Raw genomic sequence first — 19,957 nt, 5'->3', positions numbered from 1 at the left:
CGGAGTTCACCGGCCTCTCTACGCCAGATCGGATTCGTTGGCCCGCATGAGCCGCAGTTGGACGAAGGTGACGAGCGCCAGGATGACCATGAGTACGACGCCCATCGCGGACGCGTATCCGAAGTCGAACTGGCTGAAGGCCTTCTCGAAGATGTAGAAGTAGATGACCTTGCTCGCGTCGGCGGGACCGCCGTTGGTGGTGACCGCGATGGTGTCGAAGATCTGGAACGAACCGATGACCGTCATCACCAGGACCATGGCCAGCACCGGACGCAGCAGGGGAAGGGTGATCCGGGTGAACACCCGCCACTCGGAGGCCCCGTCGATGGCGGCCGCCTCGTAGACGTCCTTCGGAATGGTCTGCAGGCCGGCGAAGATCAGCAGCGCCGTGTAGCCGAGATGACGCCAGACGTTGATGCCGGCGATGGTCGGAATGGCCCAGGTCTCGCTGCCGAGAAAGGCGATCCGGTCCAGTCCGATCCAGGCGATGACCTCGTTGCCGAAGCCCAGGCTGTAGTCGAGCATCCACAGGAACATGAGCGCGACGACCACATTGGGGATGAGGTAGGGCAGCAGGACGATCCCGCGGATCAGCGTCGAAGTGGTCAGCCGGTGCAGCAGGACGGCCAGACCGATCGCGAGGGCCGTCTGCAGTCCTATGTTGATCACGACGTACTCGGCCGTGATCGCGAGGGAGTGCCAGAACAGGGAGTCCGTGAGGAGCGCTCTGTAGTTCTCCAGCCCGACGAAGGAAGCACTGCCGAGCAGGTCCCAGTCGGTCAGGCTGAAGTAGAAGCCGCGCAGGGCGGGCCATACGAAGAACACCAGAAACCCGAAGAGGGCGGGTGCGATGAAGACCATCGCGGCCCCGAGCTCGCGGCGACTCTCCCGACGAGCGGGTGCGGGCGGATGGCCCCGTGATGTGTCGGCCGTCGCCGACGGAACATGCGCTGCCATGACGATCTCCCGAACAGATACCAACAGGAACAAACAGGTGGCCGCATAGTTCACCGTGTTCCGGTCATCCGTCAAGCACGTGGAGCCAACGCGCGGCAGCTACACCGGATGCCCGGTTCCGCCGATTTACGCCACTGGCCGACATCAGCCACACGCCGGACGCCGATTGAGGTAAAACCCACTGAAGGCATGCGCTGAGCAGGGATGTAAGCCCCCAACCGCACCCTGCGGCCAGGCATGGAACGCAAGCGCACCACCCATGGGCAACCACGAGGAAGACACGTGACGGATCCCCTTTCCCCCGCATCGACCGTGCTGCACCTGCGATCAGGCGGGTGTTCATTTTTGATCGAATGTGTTGCCGGTCGGCTGCCGGCAGTCCGGCACTGGGGCGCAGATCTGGGCTCCCTGGACACGGCCGCCGCACGGGCGGCCTGCCTGGCAGGCACTGCCGTGGGCCGCCTTTCCGGTGAGCTGAACGCCGAGTCGACCTCTCTCGTCCCGGAGCCGTGGACCGGCTGGATGGGCCGCCCCGGATTGCTGGGCTCCCGTCAGGGCCGTAACTGGTCACCCGCGTTCGTCGTCACGTCCCTGCGCCTCGACGGCGTCGAGGTGCCGGAGTTCGCGGAAGCCGGTGCCGCGACGGTGGAGGTCACGGCCAGGGACGCGGAGAGCCGCATCCGGCTGGTCCTCGTCGTCGAGATGCTCGAGTCCGGGCTGGTCCGTATGCGCGGACGGGTCGTCAACGAGGCCGACGAGTTCGAGCTCTCGGAGCTGTCGCTCTACGTGCCCGTACCGGGCCACGCCTCCGAACTCGTCGACTTCTCCGGCCGGTGGGGCATGGAGCGCCAGGTCCAGCGCCACGACTTCGGCGTGGGTACCCACCTCCGGGAGAACCGGCGCGGGCGCACCGGTCTGGACTCCGCGTACGTCCTGCACGCCACCCAGCGTGGCAGCGACTTCGCCCGCGGCGAGACCTGGGCCGTCCACGTGGCGTGGAGCGGGAACCACCGCCATGTCGCCGAACACGACAGCACCGGTATCCGCCTGCTCGGCGGCGGCGAGCTCTTCCTCCCGGGCGAAATGCGCCTTGCGGGCGGTGCGGAGTACCTCGGGCCGTGGGTGTACGCGGCCTACGGCGACGGACTGGACCGCGTGGCGCACCGCTTCCACGACTATCTGCGCAGCCGACCGCACCATGTCTCGCCGCACCGCCCGGTCACCCTCAACACCTGGGAGGCCGTCTACTTCGACCACGACCAGGAACGCCTCGTCGAACTGGCCCGCCTGGCGGGGGAGGTCGGCATCGAGCGCTTCGTCCTCGACGACGGATGGTTCGGCGCCCGGCGCGACTCGCGCGCCGGGCTGGGCGACTGGACGGTGTCCACGGACGCCTGGCCCGACGGGCTGCATCCACTCGTGGACGCCGTACACGCGCACCGGATGGAGTTCGGCCTCTGGATGGAGCCGGAGATGGTCAACCTCGACTCCGACCTGGCCCGCGCCCACCCCGAGTGGATCATGGCGGCACGTGGCGAACTGCCCGTGGAGCAGCGCACCCAGCACGTACTGAACCTGTCCATCCCCGACTGCTACAACGCGGTTCTGGAGCAGATCCTGGCCATCCTGGACGAATATCCGGTGGCCTTCATCAAATGGGACCACAACCGGGACCACGTCGAGGCAGGCGTCCGCACGCGGGGAGGCGCGCCGGGTGAACACGCGCAGACCGTCGCTGTCTACCGCATGCTCACGGCGATCAGAGCAGCCCACCCGGATCTGGAGATCGAGAGCTGCGCGGCCGGCGGCGGGCGGATCGACCTCGGCATCCTCGAGGTGACGGACCGGGTGTGGGTGTCGGACGTCAGCGACCCGCTGGAACGCCAACGGCTCATGCGCTGGACGAGCCAGCTGCTGCCCACCGAGTTGCAGGGCTCCCACATCGCCTCGCAGCGTTCCCACACGACCAGTCGCCGCCATGACCTGTCCTTCCGTGGGGCGACGGCGTTGTTCGGCCATCTCGGGGTCGAGTGGGACCTCGGCGCGACGACGCCCGGGGAACGCGCCGAGCTGGCGCGGTGGATCGCCCTCTACAAGGAGCATCGCGAGCTGCTCCACACCGGCACGGCGTGGCGGGGGCCGGACCCCGCCGACGGCATCTGGACCCACGGAGTCGTCGCCAAGGACCGGTCGGAGGGCCTCTACGAGATCGCTTCCCTCACCTGGTGTACGACGGGTGCTCCGCCCCATGCCCGTCTGACGGGTCTCGATCCGTCGCTCCGCTACCGGGTGCGACCCCTCGTCGTGGGCGCCCTGCCGGCCGGCTTCTCCCCTCCCCTCTGGTGGGTCGAGGACGGTGTCGAAGTGCCCGGTTCCGCCCTGACGCACATCGGACTGCAGGTGCCGGTCATGCACCCCGAGCACTCGGTCGTCGTCCATGTCGAGCAGGTCTCGTGACCTGCTGCGCACCGGACGGGTGCCGGCCGAGGCAGAACCAGGACTCCGGTCCTCCGGCGCCGGCTCCTGCAACCGATGCCTTGACGCGCTCGGGGCAGGAGCAGTCGCTATCTTGCTGCACATGACGAATGCGAAGGTCAGCGCAGCTCTGCGTCGACTCGGAGTCGGCCCCGACGCGACACGGATCTATCTGGCGCTGCTCGAATCGGCGCCGACCCCACTGAACGCCGTCGCCACCGAAGCAGGACTCGGCGAAGGGGAAATGGCCGATTCCTACGCCGAGTTGGTCGACGCAGGACTCGTCAGCTTCGCGGCCGACGAGCAGGACGTCGTCGCCCCCGTCCCGCCGACGGCCGGCCTGCAGGCCCTCGGCAGGCACCGGGTGGCCGAGATCGACGAGTCCCGCATCGCCGTCGCCCGCGCCTTCGACTCGTTCAGAAGGCAACGGCTTGCCCCCTACAGCGACGACCTGGTCGAGGTCGTCACGGGAGATGACATCGGTCCGCGGGTCCGGCAGGCCTGGGTCAGCGCCCAGGAGCAGATTCGCCAGTTCGACACCCCGCCCTACTTCCCTCTCACCGGCGGGCTCGACGACGCGCTGACCACCCTCGAGCGCGGCATCACCCAACGTGTCCTGTACTCACGCGACTCGCTGGAGTACCCCGGGAATCTCGTCGAGATCATCGAGCCCTGCATCAACGCCGGTGAGCACGCGCGCGTGCTGCCGTCACTGCCGGTCAAGCTGATCATCATCGACGACGCCTACGCGCTGGTGTCGTTGTCGATCAGGGAGGCCGAAGTGCACGACACCATGCTGATCGTCCAGCCGAGCGGGCTGTTCTCGGCCCTCGTGGCGCTGTTCGAGCAGTCATGGCAGAACGCGCTGCCCTTCCAGGGCCCCGCCCCACGCCCCCACCGCCTGCTCCCCGCCGAACGCCGACTGCTCAGTCTGCTCGCGGGCGGCGTCGCGGACGACGACATCGCCGAGCAGCTCGGCATCAGCCGCCGTACGCTCTTCCGCCGCGTGGAGGTGCTGATGACGAGGCTCGGCGCGACGACCCGTTTCCAGATGGCCCTTCAGGCCCAACGCCGCGGATGGCTCTGAGATCTCGGAGGCGAGGGGCGGCTCCACGGTTCGGATAGGGTCGGTTCACCGAACAAAAACGTTCGGTTTGACGAACGATCCGTTGGAGGCCGATCGTGGCGAACGGTTCAGCCGCATCGATCCAGGAGATGCTGGCCGCCAACCTCAAGCGAGCGAGGACGCTCCAGGGCCTGTCCCTCTCGGAGCTTTCCAGACGTTCCGGGATCGGCAAGGCGACCCTCTCCCAACTCGAGTCGGGGCAGGGCAATCCGACCATCGAGACCATCTTCAGCCTGTCCCGCGTCCTGGAGATGCCGGTCTCCCACCTTCTCGACACGCAGCCTCCGGGCGAACTGACCGTGGTGCGCTCCGCCGATGTGGAGCCCCTCGTCGGAGAGGGTGTGGACCTGCGGGCGCTTCACCGCATCAAGAGCGCCGACACGACGGTCGAGGTCTACGACCAGCAGTTCCGCGTCGGCCACCGGCAGCAGTCGCGCGGCCACGTGGGCACCGAGCACACCGTGGTGCAGTCGGGCCGCCTCCAGGTGACCGTGGACGGCTACGAGATCGATCTCGGGCCCGGCGACTACGTGGGCTTCGACGCGTCACTCCCCCACTCCTACCTGGCGGCCGGTGACCCGGTGCGTTCCGTACTGCTGCTCCAGTACCGGGTCGGCCAGCGCGTCGACCGCGGCGCCCCTCATGCGGCAACGCGCTGACTCCCCCTCAGCCGATCGCCGCCCGCGATTCCGTTGACACCGGCCAATGGAGGGCCCTAGCCTCAAATCGTTCGCTATAACGAACGAGGAGGGGCGCGTGAACGGAACGCACGTGGTCGTGATCGGCGCGGGCATCGTCGGTGCCGCCTGCGCCCGTGAACTGGCCCTCTCGGGATTCCTCGTCACGGTCCTCGACCGCGGCGCCCCGGCCGGTGCGACGACCTCGCACGGGGAAGGGAACGTCCTGGTGTCCGACAAGGGCCCCGGGCCGGAACTCCTGCTCGCACAGCTCTCCCGAAGGCTCTGGCCGGAGACCCTGGCCGCTGTCGCCGAGCGCTCGGACCGCGGCGCCCGCGCCGCCGCCGCGGTCGAGTGGGAGCCCAAGGGCGGCATCGTCGTCGCCACCACGGAAGCAGGTGCCACGGCTCTCGCCGAGTTCGCCCGCGGCCAGCGCGCAGCCGGGGTGAGGGCCGAGCCGCTCGACGCCGCGGCGCTCGCCGACGCCGAACCACACCTGACCCGCGACTCCACCGCCGCACTGCACTATCCGGACGACGCCCAGGTCCAGCCGGCCGGTGCAGCCGTCGCCCTGCTGACCGACGCGCTCGTGGCCGGGGCGTCCCTGCGGACCGGGTGCGAGGTCCTCTCCGGCCTCGTCACGGGCGGCCGGCTCACCGCCGTGCACACCAGCACCGGTGTCGTGAGGGCCGACGTCTTCGTCAACGCCTCGGGTCCATGGTCCGGTGAGCTCGCCTCCCGGCTCGGCGCCCCGATCTCCGTCGGACCACGCCGCGGAGACGTCCTCGTCACCGCTCCGCTGCCGCCGACGGTCTTCCACAAGGTGTACGACGCCGACTACGTCGGCGCTGTGGGCAGCGACGCGGAGGACCTGCAGACCTCGGCGGTCGTCGAGTCCACCCGCGCCGGAAGCATCCTGCTCGGCTCGTCGCGCCGCCGGGTCGGCTTCGACGACCGCATGCGGCCGCAGGTCCTGGCGGCGATCGCCGCCAAGGCGCTGCGGCTCTTCCCCTCCCTGGCCGATGTCGCCGTCACCCGGTCCTACGGCGGGTTCCGCCCCTACCTGGACGACCACGTGCCGGTGATCGGGCCCGACCCTCGGCTGGAGGGCCTGTGGCACGTCACCGGACACGAGGGCGCCGGCATCGGACTGGCGCCGGGGACCGCGGTCCTCGTACGGGATCTGATGCTCGGCGAGCCGACCGAGATCGACGCCGGCCCCTTCCGGGTGGGCCGCCCGGCCGTTCTGGGCGCGACGGACGGCAGGCACAGCGGTGCGGGCAAGGCACGAGGGAACGAGCCGACCGAGCAGGAGGACACAGCATGAGCCCACGACGGGTACCGGCCGGATCCGACGCGGTCGGGCGGCGTGATCGCCCCCTGCGGATCACGGTGGACGGCGAACCTCTGGAGGGCGCCCTGGGCCAGACCGTGGCCGGGGTACTGCTCGCCTCCGGCCGGCAGTCCTGGCGGCGCGGTCCGTCGGGCGCGCCCCGCGGTGTGTTCTGCGGGATCGGCGTCTGCTTCGACTGCCTGGTCACGGTCAACGCCGAGCGCGACGTCCGCGCCTGCCGCAGGCGGGTCCGCGACGGCGACGTCGTGACCACCCAGTCCCGTGCCGCCGAGCCGCCCGGTCCCGCCGTCGGAACGGGCGAGTCCGGGGCCCCCGCACCGGCACCGGCACCGGCACCGGCACCGGCACCGGAGGAATCATGAAGCGTCGTCAGGTCGCCGTGGTCGGTGCCGGACCGGCGGGTCTCGCCGCGGCGCACACCGCACTGGAAGCGGGCGCCGAGGTGACGCTCATCGACGCGGAGGAGCAGCCGGGCGGCCAGTACCACCGCACCCTCTCCGACGCCTCCGGCGCCGACCACCCCGAGCGGTTGCAGCACGGCTGGGCCGCCTTCGACCGGCGGCGCAGGCAGGTGCTCGCCCACCCGCGCTGCGCCTGGTGGTCGGAGACCGTGGTGTGGGCACTCGAACAGCCGGAGCCCGGCGATCCGGGAGCCCCGCGGGTGCACGTCCTGAGCGGTCCCGCCGACGGAACCGGGCGGCGGCGGCGTGTCATCGGCCCCGACGCACTCGTCCTGGCCACCGGTGCCCATGACCGGGTGCTGCCGTTCCCCGGCTGGGACCTGCCGGGTGTCTACACCGCGGGCGCCGCCCAGGCGCTGGCCAAGGGGGAACGGGTCGTCGTCGGCGACCGGGTGGTCCTCGCGGGCACCGGTCCGTTCCTGCTCCCCGTGGCCGCGTCCCTGCTGGAGGCGGGCTCGCAGGTGCTGGAGATCCTGGAGGCCAGCCGTTCCGCCACCATGGCGCGTGGCTGGTCACGGCGCCCCTGGGAGCTCGCCGAGAAGACGGGTGAACTCGCCGCGTACGCCGGGGTCCTGGTCCGCCACCGGGTGCCGTTCCGTATCGGCCGTGCTGTGGTCGAGGCCCGCGGCGACGGCCGGGTGGAAGAGGTCGTCAGCGCGCGCCTGCGTCCCGACTGGTCGGTGGTGCCCGGCACCGAACGGACCACTGCGGCGGACGCCCTCTGTGTCACCCACGGCTTCAGCCCTCAGCTGGAACTCGCGACGGCGGCGGGGTGCGCCCTGTACCGCGCCCACGGAGGCGAGTTCGTCGCGGTCGACGAGGACCAGCGCACCAGCCGTCCGGCCGTGTACGCCGCCGGTGAGATCACGGGGGTCGCCGGTGCCCCGGCCGCGCGCGCGGAGGGCGCACTCGCCGGGTGGTTCGCCGCGGGCGGCGAGCAGGCGGCATCCGGGCTGGCCCCGCTGCGCCGGCGGCGGGACCGGGGCCGCGCCTTCGCCGAACGGCTGGCCGCGGCGCACCCCATCGGCGCCGCGTGGCCCGGCTGGCTGCGCCCGGAGACGGTGGTCTGCCGCTGCGAGGAGACGGACTACGCCTCCCTGTGCCGGGCGGCTGCCGACGAGGCGGGCTCCGGCGGCCGGGCCGCCAAGTTGTCGACGCGCACCGGGCTCGGCCCGTGCCAGGGCCGGATGTGCGGCCCGACGGTGGCCGAGCTCACGGCCCGGCTGCGCGACGTCCCCACAGCGGGCCCCGTCGACGGATCGCCCGGCGAGGGCTCCGTCGACGGGCTGCCTCCCATGAGCCCGCACCGCCGGCCGATCGCCCAGCCCATCCGGCTCGGTGAACTGGCCGCGCCCTGCGAGCTCGCCGACTCACCCGATCCGACCGTCTGAGGCGGGCCCCGCCGCCGAGCGTTTCTTGAACTGCCCCCGTTTCCCGCCGCGTCCGCGTGGCCCGTCACCGAGGAGATCCGTCATGAGCACCAACGATCGGAAGAAGAGCCGTCTCACCGGCGTCATCGTCGCCACCGCGCTCCCCTATGACGAGAGCCCTTCCGCCCCGGCGGGTCTGGCTGTCGACCTCGACCGCTACGCGGAGCACTGCAAGTGGCTGGTGAACAGCGGCTGCGACGGCGTCGGCCCGAACGGGTCCCTGGGCGAGTACTCGTCCCTGACCGATGCGGAGCGCCGCACGGTGGCGCGTACGGCGGTCGAGGCCGTCGGCGGCTCGGGCACGGTCGTCGTGGGGGTCCACGGCGCCGGTTCGCATCAGGCACGCCACTGGGCGGAGATGGCGGCGGAGGACGGCGCGGACGGTGTGCTGTGCCTGCCGCCGACGATGTACCGGGCCAACCGCTCCGAGGTCGTCGCGCACTTCGAGGCCGTGGCGTCGGTCGGGCTCCCCGTGATGGTCTACAACAACCCCATCGACACCAAGGTCGACCTGACGCCCGGCCTCGTTGCCGAGATCGCGCAGATCGACCATGTGGTGGCGGTGAAGGAGTTCTCCGGCGATGTGCGGCGGGTGCTGGAGATCAGGGAGCAGGCGCCTGGCGTCGAGGTGGTCTCCGGCGCCGACGATGTGGTGCTGGAGAGCCTGCTGATGGGAGCGACCGGCTGGTTCGCCGGCTTCCCGAACGTCTTCCCCGCCGAGTCGGCCCTGCTCTTCGAGCTCGCCACCGCCGGCAAGCTGGCGGAGGCGCGCGCGCTGTACGAGCCTCTGGTCGCCGCCTTCCGCTGGGACAGCCGTACCGAGTTCGTCCAGGCGATCAAGCTCGGCATGGAGCGGGTGGGCCGCTACGGAGGGCCGTGCCGCCCGCCGCGAGGCCCCCTCTCCCCCGACCGGCGCGCGCAGGTCGAAGCCGACATGGCCCGTGCGATCGCCGCGCTCGAGAAGCGGTCCGCCTGATGCGCTCCGTCCGCACGATCAGCGCCGTCGACTCCCACACCGAGGGCATGCCGACCCGGGTGGTGACCGGCGGTGTCGGCCCCATCCCCGGTGACACGATGGCCGAACGCCGCCGCTACGCGACCGAGCACCTGGACACACTGCGCCGGTTCCTCGTCGACGAACCACGCGGCCACGCGGCGATGAGCGGCGCGATCCTCCAGCCGCCGACCAGGCCGGACGCCGACTGGGGCGTGCTCTACATCGAGGTCAGCGGATTCCTGCCGATGTGCGGACACGGCACCATCGGCGTGGCCACCGTGCTGGTCGAGACCGGCATGGTCACGGTGACCGAGCCGGAGACCGTCGTACGCCTCGACACCCCCGCCGGACTGATCGAGGCCCGCGTCACCGTCCGCGACGGCGTCGCCGGACAGGTCACCCTGCGCAACGTCGACTCGTTCGTCACCGAACTGGACGCGACCGTGGAGGTCCCCGGCCTCGGCGTCGTGCCGTACGACATGGCGTACGGCGGGAACTTCTACGCCATGGTCCAACTGGACCGGCTCGGACTGCCGTTCGACCGTGCGCGCAAGAACGACATCCTTGCGGCGGGCCTGTCGATCATGGAGACGGTGAACGCGCAGGCACGGCCGGTGCACCCGGTGGATCCGCTCATCGGCGGCTGCAAGCATGTGCAGTTCCTGGCGCCGGGCTCCGACGGCAAGCACTCGCGCAACGCGATGGCCATCCACCCGGGCTGGTTCGACCGCTCACCCTGCGGTACCGGAACGTCGGCCCGGATGGCTCAACTGCACGCACGCGGTGAGCTGCCGCTCGACACGGACTTCGTCAACGAGTCGTTCATCGGAACCACGTTCACCGGACGGCTCGTGGCCGCCACGGAGGTGGGCGGACTGCCCGCGGTCGTCCCCGAGATCTCCGGCCGGGCGTGGATCACCGGATCGGCGAACTACCTGCTCGACCCAACGGATCCGTTCCCCCACGGTTTCGTTCTGTAGCGCCCTCCACACCGGAGGCCCGGCTTCAGGCAGGTCGGTCTCCCCCGCTCACCCCGCCGTCATCAGGAGTGATCCCCCATGTCCGGACCCGCTGGAGAAGAGCGCACCACAACCGCCGGACGGCAGAGCGGCCGTATCCCCGCCCCCGAACGGGCCACGGCCTCCGCCGTCCTGGGGCCCGGCCTCGCGATGGCGGCAGCCGCCGACGCCGCCCATGAGTGGGCCTCCGCCGAGCCCGCCGTCCGAGCGCGGGCGCTGTCGGCAGTGGCGGACGCCCTCCGGGCCGCGCGTGCCGAACTGGTCCCGATCGCCGCCGCCGAGACCAGCCTCGGCGAGGCGCGCCTCGACGCGGAGTTGGACCGCACCACCTTCCAGTTGGGCTTCTTCGCGGACCGGTTGCGCTCCGGCGAGTTCCTGGATGTCCGCATCGACTGCCCGGACGACACCTGGCCGACCGGCCCGCGACCCGACCTGCGCCGCTGTCGGACCGCTCTGGGGCCGGTACTGGTCTTCGCGGCAGGCAACTTCCCCTTCGCCTTCGGCGTCGCGGGCGGGGACACGGCATCGGCGTTGGCCGCCGGCTGCCCTGTGGTCGTCAAGGCGCATCCCGGGCACCCCCGCCTCGCGCGCCGTACAGCACGGATCATCGGCCGGGCGCTGGCGGAAGCCGGCGCGCCCGACGGTGTCTTCGCCCTGGTCGAAGGCGAAGCGGAAGGGGTCGAGGTGCTGCGTCACCCGGGCTTGCGTGCCGCGGCTTTCACCGGATCCGAGCGGGGCGGCCTGGCTCTGGCGCGTATCGCCTCCGAACGTCCGGAGCCCCTACCGTTCTACGGCGAACTGGGCAGTGCGAACCCGGTGGTGGTGACCGCGGGGGCAGCGGATGCCCGCGCCGCGGAGATCGCCCAGGGGTACGCCGACTCGCTGACCCTCGGGGCGGGGCAGTTCTGTACCAACCCGGGCCTGCTCTTCGTACCCGCGGGTCACCGCATCGTCTACGAGATCGCGTGGCGGGTGCGCGAGGTTCCCACCGCGCAGATGCTGAACGAGCGGATCGCCCAGGGCTATCTCTTGGAAGCCCGAAGGCTCGCCGAACTCGCGGGGGTCCGCAAACTGGTCTGGCCAGAGGACGAAGAAGCCCTGGCACCACGTCTGCTGGCGCTCGACGGCTCCGCGTTCCAGGCCGGCCTGCCCGACACGGCCCGGGAGTGCTTCGGCCCACTCGGCCTGGTCGTCCTGTACGAGCGGCTGGAGGACGTACGGAAGACGGTCTCGGCACTACCGGGACAACTCACGGCGGCGCTGCACGCCGAGCCGCGTGAGGTCAGCGAACTCACGGAGCTGGCTGTCGCGCTCACCGGCCGGAGCGGCCGGTTCCTGTGGAACGAATGGCCTACCGGCGTTTCCGTGACGCACGCGATGCAGCACGGCGGGCCCTTCCCGGCCGCCACCACTCCCACCATCACGTCCGTCGGCTCGGCGGCGATCGAACGGTTCCTGCGCCCGGTGGCCTACCAGTCGTGCCCCGCCGGCCTGCTCCCGCCACCACTGCGCGACGACAACCCGTGGAACGTTCCGCAGCGGATCGACGGCGGCTCATGACGCCCGCGCCGGACCCGACGGGCCCGCCAGGACGCACGTCCCAACCGCGTCAATGGCGGATATCGGCGCCCTGCGGCCGTCGACGGGGATAGAACCACTGCTCCATCCCCTGTTCATCCGTTCGGAACAGGGTTACCGGTCCGCCACGGCCACGAGGCGGACCGGGGGGAACGACGCCGTCGCGATCTCATCGGCCCCCGCGGAGGGCCGGGTCACCCAGGACGGCGTCCGCGAAGAAGGGGACGGCTCCGAGCTGCCTCGACCACGACCTCATCGACCACCACTGAGGGAAAACGACCATGACGACACGATTCGTGCGAGCGGCTCTCGCACTCTCCACGGCCGGTGTGCTCACCGCCGCGCTGGCCGGCGGAGTCGCCGGAGCATCCCCCGCCGGTCACGCCGCAGGCGCGTCCGACGAGCCGTCCACACCCGTGACCACAGAGACGCCCGACGGCAAGCTGTTCAGCTACATCATCAACACCGCGAAGGCGAACCCCGGCCACGTCCGGCGGGCCGAGCGCGCCATCGCCGAGTCCGGCGGCGTGGTCGTGCAGTCCTGGCCCGGGATAGGCGTCGTGGTCGCGCACTCAGACCGCGCGGCCTTTCGCACCGATATGAGGCGGCACGGTGGGAAGTTCATCGAGTCGATGGGCCCGACCCGCTACGGCGCGGTGTACGAAGGCACTCCGGAAGGCATCGAGACGCCGTGGACCACACCGGAGCCCACTCCTCCCACCGTGGAGCCGGGCGCGAGCAAGCCGGACCCGCTGGAGTCCGAGCAGTGGGCCCTGAAAGCCATCAAGGCCGACCGGGCCCACAAGGTCACCGAGGGGTCGCGTGATGTGCTCGTCGGCGTCCTGGACACCGGTATCGACCCCGGTCACCCCGACCTCAAGGCCAACCTCGACGCCTCGAAGTCGGTGAACTGTACCGACGCGGGACGCCCCGACCGCAGCGCGAGCGGCTGGCGCAACACCGTCAACGGGCACGGAACGCACGTCGCGGGCACCATCGCGGCGGCCCGCAACGGCACGGGCGTCGTCGGCGTCGCTCCGAAGGTGCGGGTCGCCTCGGTGAAGGTCAGCGGCGACGAGAACATGATCTTCCCCGAGTACGCGGTCTGCGGCTTCATGTGGGCCGCGCAGAACGGGTTCGACGTCACCAACAACAGCTACTACGTCGACCCGTTCACCTACTGGTGTGCCGACCGACCGGAGCAGTTCGCGTCGGTCCGCGCCGTGCAGAAAGCGGTCGAGTACGCGACGAAGAAGGGCGTCGTGCACGCTGCCGCGGCCGGTAACCAGGCCTCCGACCTGACCGCCAAGACCACCGACGACCAGCCGGTCCGGCGGACGGTCAACAACGGCTGCCGGAACATACCCGCCGAGCTCGAGGGTGTCGCGGCCGTCTCGGCCGTCGACAGCCGCGGCCGGCTCGCCTCCTTCTCCAACCGCGGCCTCGGCGCGATCGACGTGGCCGCACCCGGGCAGGACGTCATGTCGAGCATCCCCGACGGCGGCTACGACGCCTGGGGCGGCACCTCGATGGCCTCGCCGCACGTCGCCGGCGTGCTGGCGCTGATGAGGTCGGCCCATCCCCACTGGTCCCCCGCGCGGATGCTGGACGCGCTGCGGAACCAGGCCGAGGACCACGCCTGTGAGCCCGCCGAGGACGGCAAGGGCGCTGTCTGCGAGGGCCCGGTGGAGGACAACAGCTACTACGGCGAGGGCGTGGTCGACGCCCTCGCCGCGGTGCGCTGATCGCCGCCGCACCGGAGGAAGGGCGCCCGGCCGAAGCCGGGCGCCGTCCCTCCCCCGTCGAGGGTCGCGGCTCAGCCCGCGAGGTCCCGCATCCAGGACTCGACATCGGCCGCCGAGCGCGGCAGCCCGGCCGACAGGTTCTCGTGGCCGTCAGGCGTGACGAGGATGTCGTCCTCGATCCGGACCCCGATGCCCCGGTACTCCTCGGGCACCGAGAGGTCATCGGCCTGGAAGTACAGGCCGGGCTCGACGGTGAGCACCATGCCGGGCTCCAGCACCGCGTCCACATACGCCTCGCTGCGGGCCGCGGCGCAGTCGTGCACGTCCAGCCCCAGCATGTGCCCGGTGCCCGCGATGGAGAAGCGGCGCTGCAGCCCGAGCTCGTAGGCGCGGTCGGCAGGGCCCTCGATGAAACCCCACGCGACGAGCCGTTCCGCGAGGTGCCGTTGGGCCGCCTCGTGGAAGTCCCGGTAGTGCGCGCCGGGCTTCACTGCGGCGATCCCGGCCTCCTGTGCCGCGTACACCGCGTCGTACACCGTGCGCTGCACCGGCGAGAAGGCGCCGCTGACGGGAAGGGTGCGGGTGACGTCGGCGGTGTAGAGCGTGCGCGTCTCCACACCGGCGTCGAGCAGCAGGAGTTCACCGGGACGCACGGGCCCGTCGTTGCGGGTCCAGTGCATGATCGTCGCGTGATCGCCCGCGGCGCAGATCGATCCGTAGCCGACGTCGTTCCCCTCGAGCCGGGCGCGGCGGAAGAACGTGGTCTCGATCCAGCGCTCCGAGGTCGCCACGGCCCGGGACAGTTCGTTCACGCAGTCGGTGAACCCGCGCACGGTGGACTCCACGGCGAGCCGCAGCTGGCCGATCTCCCACTCGTCCTTGACCAACCGCAGGTCGCTCAGAGCCTCCTCCAGCTCGGCGTCGCGCGCGGCGTCGGTCTCCACAGCGGCTTCGAGCGCGGCGTCGTGGCCCCGCACGATGCGGGTCGGCACGGCGGGGGCGGCTGCCAGTTCCACCGTGGCGGCGCGCACGTCGCGACAGGGCAGGCCGAGCAGTTGCTCCGCCTCGGCGAGGCTGTGCCGCCGTCCCATCCAGAACTCCGCGGTGTCCCCGGTCCAGAAGTCGTCGCTGTCGCGGTCGTCGCGGGGCAACTGGTAGCAGTACGCGTCGTGACCGCCGCCGGCGCGCGGCTCCAGCACGAGCGCGCAGCCTCTGGCCTGGTCACCGGTCAGATGCACATACCCGCTGAACGGGCGGAAGGGGTAGTGCGCGTCATTCGAACGGAGCTTGAGGTCCCCCGAGGGAACGACGAGCCGCTCGCCCGGGAAGCGGGCGGACAGGGCGCCACGCCGGTCAGCGGCGTAGGACGCCTGCTCGATCGGCAGGAGATCGCGCCGCTCGGTGTCCGCCCAGCCCGTTCTCATGAGGGCGGACAGCTCGGCGGAGGGTATCCCATAAAGTCCGTTCTTACGGGGCTTGCTCACATCATGCCCTTTCTGTCGGCTGCTCGGCAGGGCACGGGCACCTTAGGCCACGCGACGGCGACGGCGTGGCGGCAAGGTGACACGACGCGAATCGGCCACGCCATACGGCTCTCCTGCTTGCTCCCGACCCGCCCCCCGCCCGATGCCCGCTCCTCGGACGCTCTGCATGAGTCGGCCATCGGTCTCGAACCGGGCACCAAGGCTCACCCCACCCGCTGATCCGCCACCCCGCCATCCCCTCGGAGGAACCCCATGTCCCACGACGGCATAACCCGACGCACCGTGCTCACCGCGGGAGCCGCCACAGCCGCGGCCATCGCCACCACGAACCTGATGACCGCCCCCGCGGCCCAGGCCGCTCCCACCCTTCCGAACGGCATCAGCAGGGACAAGGTGCTCATCATCGGGATGGACGGCCTGCGCGCCGACCGCCTCGAAGAGGCCGACGCCCCGCACATGAAGGCGATCATGGCGAACGGCACCTACGCCAAGTCGCTGCTGTACGCCGATCCGATGGCCCCCACGGTCTCCGGCTGCGGATGGTCGACCATCTCGACCGGTGTGTGGCCCGACAAGCACAACGTCAAGGACAACTCCTTCTCCGGCAGCCGCTTCGACGCCTATCCCGGCCTGATGGCGCGGCTCGCGCAGCTGAAGCCGGGGCTCTCGACGTACGCGGCCGTCGACTGGGTGCCGCTGGACACCTCCGGTGTCATCACGGACGGAGCCGACGCGAAGCTCGTCCTGCCCCACCACGACGTCCCCAACGACGCGCAGATCGCCGCCGAGGCGGAGTCGGTCATCCGGAACCAGAACCCGGACGTCATGTTCCTCTACTTCGGCAACACCGACCAGGTGGGCCACGACGTCGGCACCGGACAGCCGTACCTGACAGCCATCACCGAACAGGACGCCCACGTCGGGAAGTTGTGGGCCGCCGTCAAGGCGCGGCCGACGTACTCCTCCGAACGGTGGACTGTCATCATCACCACCGACCACGGCCATGTGGACGAGGGCGGCCACGGCGGCAGCTCCTGGGAGGAGCGGCAGACGTTCATCCTCGCCCAGGGGCCCGGGATCGCGGCCGGTCTGCGCCCGATCGACACCAGGCTCGTCGATGTCGTGCCCACCGTCCTGAAGCAGCTGGGACTCGCCGTCGACTCCTCCTGGGGAATGGACGGAAAGCCGATCCAGGAGCGGACCGACGACAGGTTCGACACCGTGCAGTCCCGGTTGAGGACCCGGGTCGACGAGACGGCCATCCCGGCCGGGGTCCTCGGCTACACGCACACCGCTCCGCGTGGCTGGTCGATCCTCAACAAAGCCATGGGCACCGGCGGTGTCACCGAGTGGCGCGGCTGGACCTTCACCACGGACGAGTTCTGGTCCCGCACCCACCGCGACCAAGGGCGCGAGCTCAACGTCCGGGCCCGCGGCGTGTTCGCCGTCGCCGACTCCGACGAGTGGTCCGACAAGGCGTTCTCCGGACGCTTCGAGTCCACGCTCGTGTCGCCGACGTACGGATCCCTCAGCGGCAAGAGCCGGATCACCGTCACGTTCGTCACCCACTACCGCCAGGTGGAACAGCAGAGCGCGAAGGTGTTGGTCTCCTTCGACGCCGGCGCCCCCGAGGAGGTCAGGAGCTACACCGCCGACGTCATCTCGCAGCAGCAGTCCATCGACGTGCCCATCCCGTCGGGAGCCACCTCCGCGCACGTGCGCTTCCACTACACGGGCGACAACGACTTCTACTGGGTGATCGACCGGTTCCAGCTGTACACGTCCTGACCCGTACTCCGCCCCGGGGCGCCGGCGGGAGTCGTTCACACGGGGGTGGCAGACCGCTCACGGCACTCACACGTGCCGATGGCCGCATCGACCACTGTGGACAATAATGAGCTAATGGACGTCACCGGGCATTTCCGGCGATCTGCGGGGCGGAACGTCCTTCGTTCGGCAGGTAGGGGTCCGCGGAGCGTGGCCGGCCAGGTGTTCCTGTCGCAGGTGGCCGTGGCCGTCGTGCTCGTCGCCGCGACGGTGTTGGTGCTCGTACTGCAGTCCAGGCAGCGCGGCACGGAGGAGGCACTGGACCGGTCTCTCGCGGTCGCGGTGGCGTTCGGCGACGCTCCGGGCACCGCTGCGGCCATGCAGTCCGACAACCCCAGCGCCCTGCTCCAGCCGAGTTCCGAAAGCATGCGCGAGAACGCGGACGTCGGCTACGTCGTCGCCTTCCGACCGGACGGCATCCGCTGGTCCCATCCCGACCCGAGCCGGATCGGCGGGCATGTCACCGGCGACTTCGCCCCGGCGCTCACGGGCGGGCCGTTCCAGGAGACCTTCGACAGCGCTCTCGGGCGTGCCGTCGACACCACCGTCGCCGTCCGCGACGACCAAGGATCGGTCGTCGGTCTGATCTCCGTGGGTATCTACGTGCAGAGCGTGAACGAGCAGGTGTCGCAGCAGCTCCCCGCGCTGCTCGGGGTGGCGGGCATCGCGCTGGCGCTGGCCGCGGCGGCTTCGGCGGTCGTGAGCAGGAGGCTGCGACGCCAGACCCGTGGCCTGGGCCCGGCGGAGATGACACACATGTACGAGCATCATGACGCGGTCCTGCACTCCGTACGTGAGGGTGTGCTCATCGTCGACGGCCAGGGTGTGCTGACCCTGGCCAACGACGAGGCACGCCGGCTGCTCGACCTGCCCCCTGACCCCGAGCACCGTCACATCACCGACCTCGGCCTGGAACAGGAGATCGCGACGCTGCTCGGCTCGGCCCGGACCGCCACCGACGAGGTGCACCCGGCAGGGGACCGGCTGGTGGCCGTCAACCTGCGGCCGGTCGATGCCAAGGGCGCGTCGACCGGCCGTGTGATCACCTTGCGCGACACCACCGAGCTACGCGCGCTCGCCGGCCGGGCCGAGGCGGCGCGAACCCGGCTTCGCCTGCTGTACGACGCGGGGACGCGGGTCGGAACCACCCTCGATGTGGTCCGCACGGCCGAAGAACTCGCCGGGGCCGTGGTCCCCGCTTTCGCCGACTTCGTGACGGTCGAGCTGCTGGATCCCGTGCTGCGCGGCGAGGAGCCGGCGGGATCGCGTACCGAGATGCGCCGCACCGCCGCGGCCGGAATCCACAGCGACCACCCTCTCCGTCCGGTGGGAGAGCTGATCCGGCTGGATCCCACCAGCCCCATGGCAGCCGGTGTGGTGAACGGCCACGCGGTCCTCCAGGCAGACCTGACCTCGTCGGAAGGCTGGATCGCCCAGGACCGGCAAAGGTGCCGACAGGTTCTCGACCACGGCATTCACTCCCTGATCTCCGCGCCGCTCCAGGCACGCGGTGTCGTGCTGGGTCTCGTCGACTTCTGGCGCTCGGAGAAGGCGCCCTTCGACGACGACGACCTGTCCTTCGCCGAGGAGCTGACCGCCCGTGCGGGAGTCTCCATCGACAACGCCCGGCGCTACACCCGCGAGCACGCCCTGGCGGTCACGCTGCAGCGCAGTCTGCTGCCCCGCGTACTGCCCGAGCACTCCTCGGTGGAGGCCGCGTACCGATACCTGCCGGCGGGACCCGGGGTGGGCGGGGACTGGTTCGACGTCATCCGGCTGCCCGGCGCCCGCGTCGCCCTGGTGGTCGGCGATGTCGTCGGCCACGGACTGCACGCGGCGGCCACCATGGGCCGACTACGAACGGCCGTGCACAACTTCTCCGCCCTCGATCTCTCCCCCGACGAGGTCCTGGCCCACCTGGACGAGCTCGTGACCCGCCTCGACGCCGAGGGAGATCTCGACGTCGAGATCTCCGGCGCCACCTGTCTGTACGCCATCTACGACCCGTCCACCGGCCGCTGTGCCCTGGCACGGGCCGGCCACCCCGGGCCCGCCCTCGTGCAGCCGGACGGCACCGTGACCTACCCGGACGTGCCGCTCTCCCCGCCGTTGGGCGTGAGCGGAGGCCTGCCGTTCGAACCGGGAGAATTCGAGCTTCCGGACGGCAGCCAGCTGGTCCTGTTCACCGACGGCCTCCTGGAGGACCACGGCCGGGACGTCGACAGCGGCCTGGAACTGCTCCGCAGCACCCTGACACACCCGGGCCGTACCCCGGAGGCAACCTGTCAGGCGCTCCTCGACGCGATGGTGCCCGAGGGGCCGCGGGACGACGACATCGCCCTGCTCGTCGCCCGCACCCACGTGATGGACCCCACGCAGACCGCCTACTGGGACGTCACCGACGACCCTGCCGCGGTCTCCGGCATCCGCGGCGAGGTCAGCCGCCGACTGGCGGAGTGGGGAGTGGAGCACCTCTCCTACGCGAGCGAACTCATCGTCAGTGAACTGGTCACGAATGCCATCCGGTACGGCATCCCGCCGATCGGGCTGCGACTGGTTCACCACGACTCCAGGGTGATCTGCGAGGTCTCCGACGGGAGCAGCACATCACCCCATCTGCGTCAGGCCGCCGACACCGACGAGGGAGGACGCGGGCTGTTCCTCATCGCACGGTTCGCGCAGCGATGGGGCACCCGCTATCGCGCCCGCGGCAAGGTCATCTGGGCCGAGCAGTCCCTCCGCGACGAGACACCCGGATCCGGGGCCGACGAGGACTCTCTGCTCGAGCAGTGGGCCGACAGCGAGTAGGGGGGAGACTCCCGGCGCG

General features: G+C 70.9%; 14 protein-coding genes. 12 read left to right on the top strand and 2 right to left on the bottom strand.

Features of this window, described 5'->3' with window-relative positions; all coding sequences use genetic code 11:
- Window positions 1-18: 18 nt before the first annotated feature.
- The gene (locus ACH4UK_RS30115; protein ID WP_398361325.1) at window positions 19-957 is read right to left on the bottom strand and encodes a carbohydrate ABC transporter permease; all 939 of its coding nucleotides are present in this window, start codon (window positions 955-957) and stop codon (window positions 19-21) included.
- 237 nt (window positions 958-1,194) lie between these two features.
- On the opposite strand from ACH4UK_RS30115, the gene ACH4UK_RS30110 reads away from it, so the two are divergent.
- From ACH4UK_RS30110 to ACH4UK_RS30065, 10 genes are all read left to right on the top strand, one after another.
- Window positions 1,195-3,414: an alpha-galactosidase gene (locus tag ACH4UK_RS30110; RefSeq protein ID WP_398361323.1), complete on the top strand. Its 2,220-nt coding sequence runs from the start codon at window positions 1,195-1,197 to the stop codon at window positions 3,412-3,414.
- Between the two features lie 121 nt (window positions 3,415-3,535).
- Window positions 3,536-4,519 (top strand): LuxR family transcriptional regulator, encoded by a 984-nt coding sequence (locus ACH4UK_RS30105; protein ID WP_398361322.1) that lies wholly within the window; start codon window positions 3,536-3,538, stop codon window positions 4,517-4,519.
- A 95-nt stretch (window positions 4,520-4,614) separates the two neighbouring features.
- Window positions 4,615-5,217: a helix-turn-helix domain-containing protein gene (locus tag ACH4UK_RS30100; protein ID WP_398361320.1), complete on the top strand. Its 603-nt coding sequence runs from the start codon at window positions 4,615-4,617 to the stop codon at window positions 5,215-5,217.
- Window positions 5,218-5,314: 97 nt separating this feature from the next.
- A complete protein-coding gene (locus tag ACH4UK_RS30095) occupies window positions 5,315-6,562 on the top strand; it encodes an NAD(P)/FAD-dependent oxidoreductase (protein WP_398361318.1) in 1,248 nt (415 codons plus the stop codon).
- Window positions 6,559-6,951, top strand: coding sequence for a (2Fe-2S)-binding protein (locus tag ACH4UK_RS30090; RefSeq protein WP_398361316.1), 393 nt, complete (start codon window positions 6,559-6,561; stop codon window positions 6,949-6,951). The genes ACH4UK_RS30095 and ACH4UK_RS30090 overlap by 4 nt, the downstream gene beginning before the upstream one ends.
- The gene (locus ACH4UK_RS30085; RefSeq protein WP_398361314.1) at window positions 6,948-8,441 is read left to right on the top strand and encodes an FAD-dependent oxidoreductase; all 1,494 of its coding nucleotides are present in this window, start codon (window positions 6,948-6,950) and stop codon (window positions 8,439-8,441) included. Before ACH4UK_RS30090 ends, ACH4UK_RS30085 begins: the two co-directional genes overlap by 4 nt.
- 82 nt (window positions 8,442-8,523) lie before the next feature.
- Window positions 8,524-9,456 carry a dihydrodipicolinate synthase family protein gene (locus ACH4UK_RS30080; protein WP_398361313.1) on the top strand — a complete coding sequence of 311 codons (933 nt, stop codon included), beginning with the start codon at window positions 8,524-8,526 and terminating at the stop codon, window positions 9,454-9,456.
- Window positions 9,456-10,457 (top strand): proline racemase family protein, encoded by a 1,002-nt coding sequence (locus ACH4UK_RS30075; RefSeq protein ID WP_398361311.1) that lies wholly within the window; start codon window positions 9,456-9,458, stop codon window positions 10,455-10,457. The genes ACH4UK_RS30080 and ACH4UK_RS30075 overlap by 1 nt, the downstream gene beginning before the upstream one ends.
- 78 nt (window positions 10,458-10,535) lie before the next feature.
- Window positions 10,536-12,056 carry an aldehyde dehydrogenase (NADP(+)) gene (locus tag ACH4UK_RS30070; protein WP_398361309.1) on the top strand — a complete coding sequence of 507 codons (1,521 nt, stop codon included), beginning with the start codon at window positions 10,536-10,538 and terminating at the stop codon, window positions 12,054-12,056.
- Window positions 12,057-12,355: 299 nt separating this feature from the next.
- Window positions 12,356-13,819: a S8 family peptidase gene (locus ACH4UK_RS30065; RefSeq protein WP_398361308.1), complete on the top strand. Its 1,464-nt coding sequence runs from the start codon at window positions 12,356-12,358 to the stop codon at window positions 13,817-13,819.
- A gap of 71 nt (window positions 13,820-13,890) precedes the next feature.
- Here ACH4UK_RS30065 and ACH4UK_RS30060 read toward each other — a convergent pair whose 3' ends face one another.
- Window positions 13,891-15,303 (bottom strand): aminopeptidase P family protein, encoded by a 1,413-nt coding sequence (locus tag ACH4UK_RS30060; protein ID WP_398361306.1) that lies wholly within the window; start codon window positions 15,301-15,303, stop codon window positions 13,891-13,893.
- A 252-nt stretch (window positions 15,304-15,555) separates the two neighbouring features.
- Here ACH4UK_RS30060 and ACH4UK_RS30055 point away from each other — a divergent pair, with 252 nt between their 5' ends.
- Together ACH4UK_RS30055 and ACH4UK_RS30050 are read left to right on the top strand one after the other, a co-directional pair.
- Window positions 15,556-17,091, top strand: a complete 1,536-nt coding sequence (locus ACH4UK_RS30055) for an alkaline phosphatase family protein (protein WP_398361304.1) — start codon at window positions 15,556-15,558, stop codon at window positions 17,089-17,091.
- Between the two features lie 114 nt (window positions 17,092-17,205).
- The gene (locus tag ACH4UK_RS30050) at window positions 17,206-19,938 is read left to right on the top strand and encodes a SpoIIE family protein phosphatase (protein WP_398361302.1); all 2,733 of its coding nucleotides are present in this window, start codon (window positions 17,206-17,208) and stop codon (window positions 19,936-19,938) included.
- Window positions 19,939-19,957: the final 19 nt, after the last annotated feature.

This window comes from Streptomyces sp. NPDC020884 (assembly GCF_044333935.1).
Taxonomy (GTDB): Bacteria; Actinomycetota; Actinomycetes; order Streptomycetales; family Streptomycetaceae; genus Streptomyces.
This window is presented reverse-complemented; position numbering and strand designations above follow the sequence as displayed.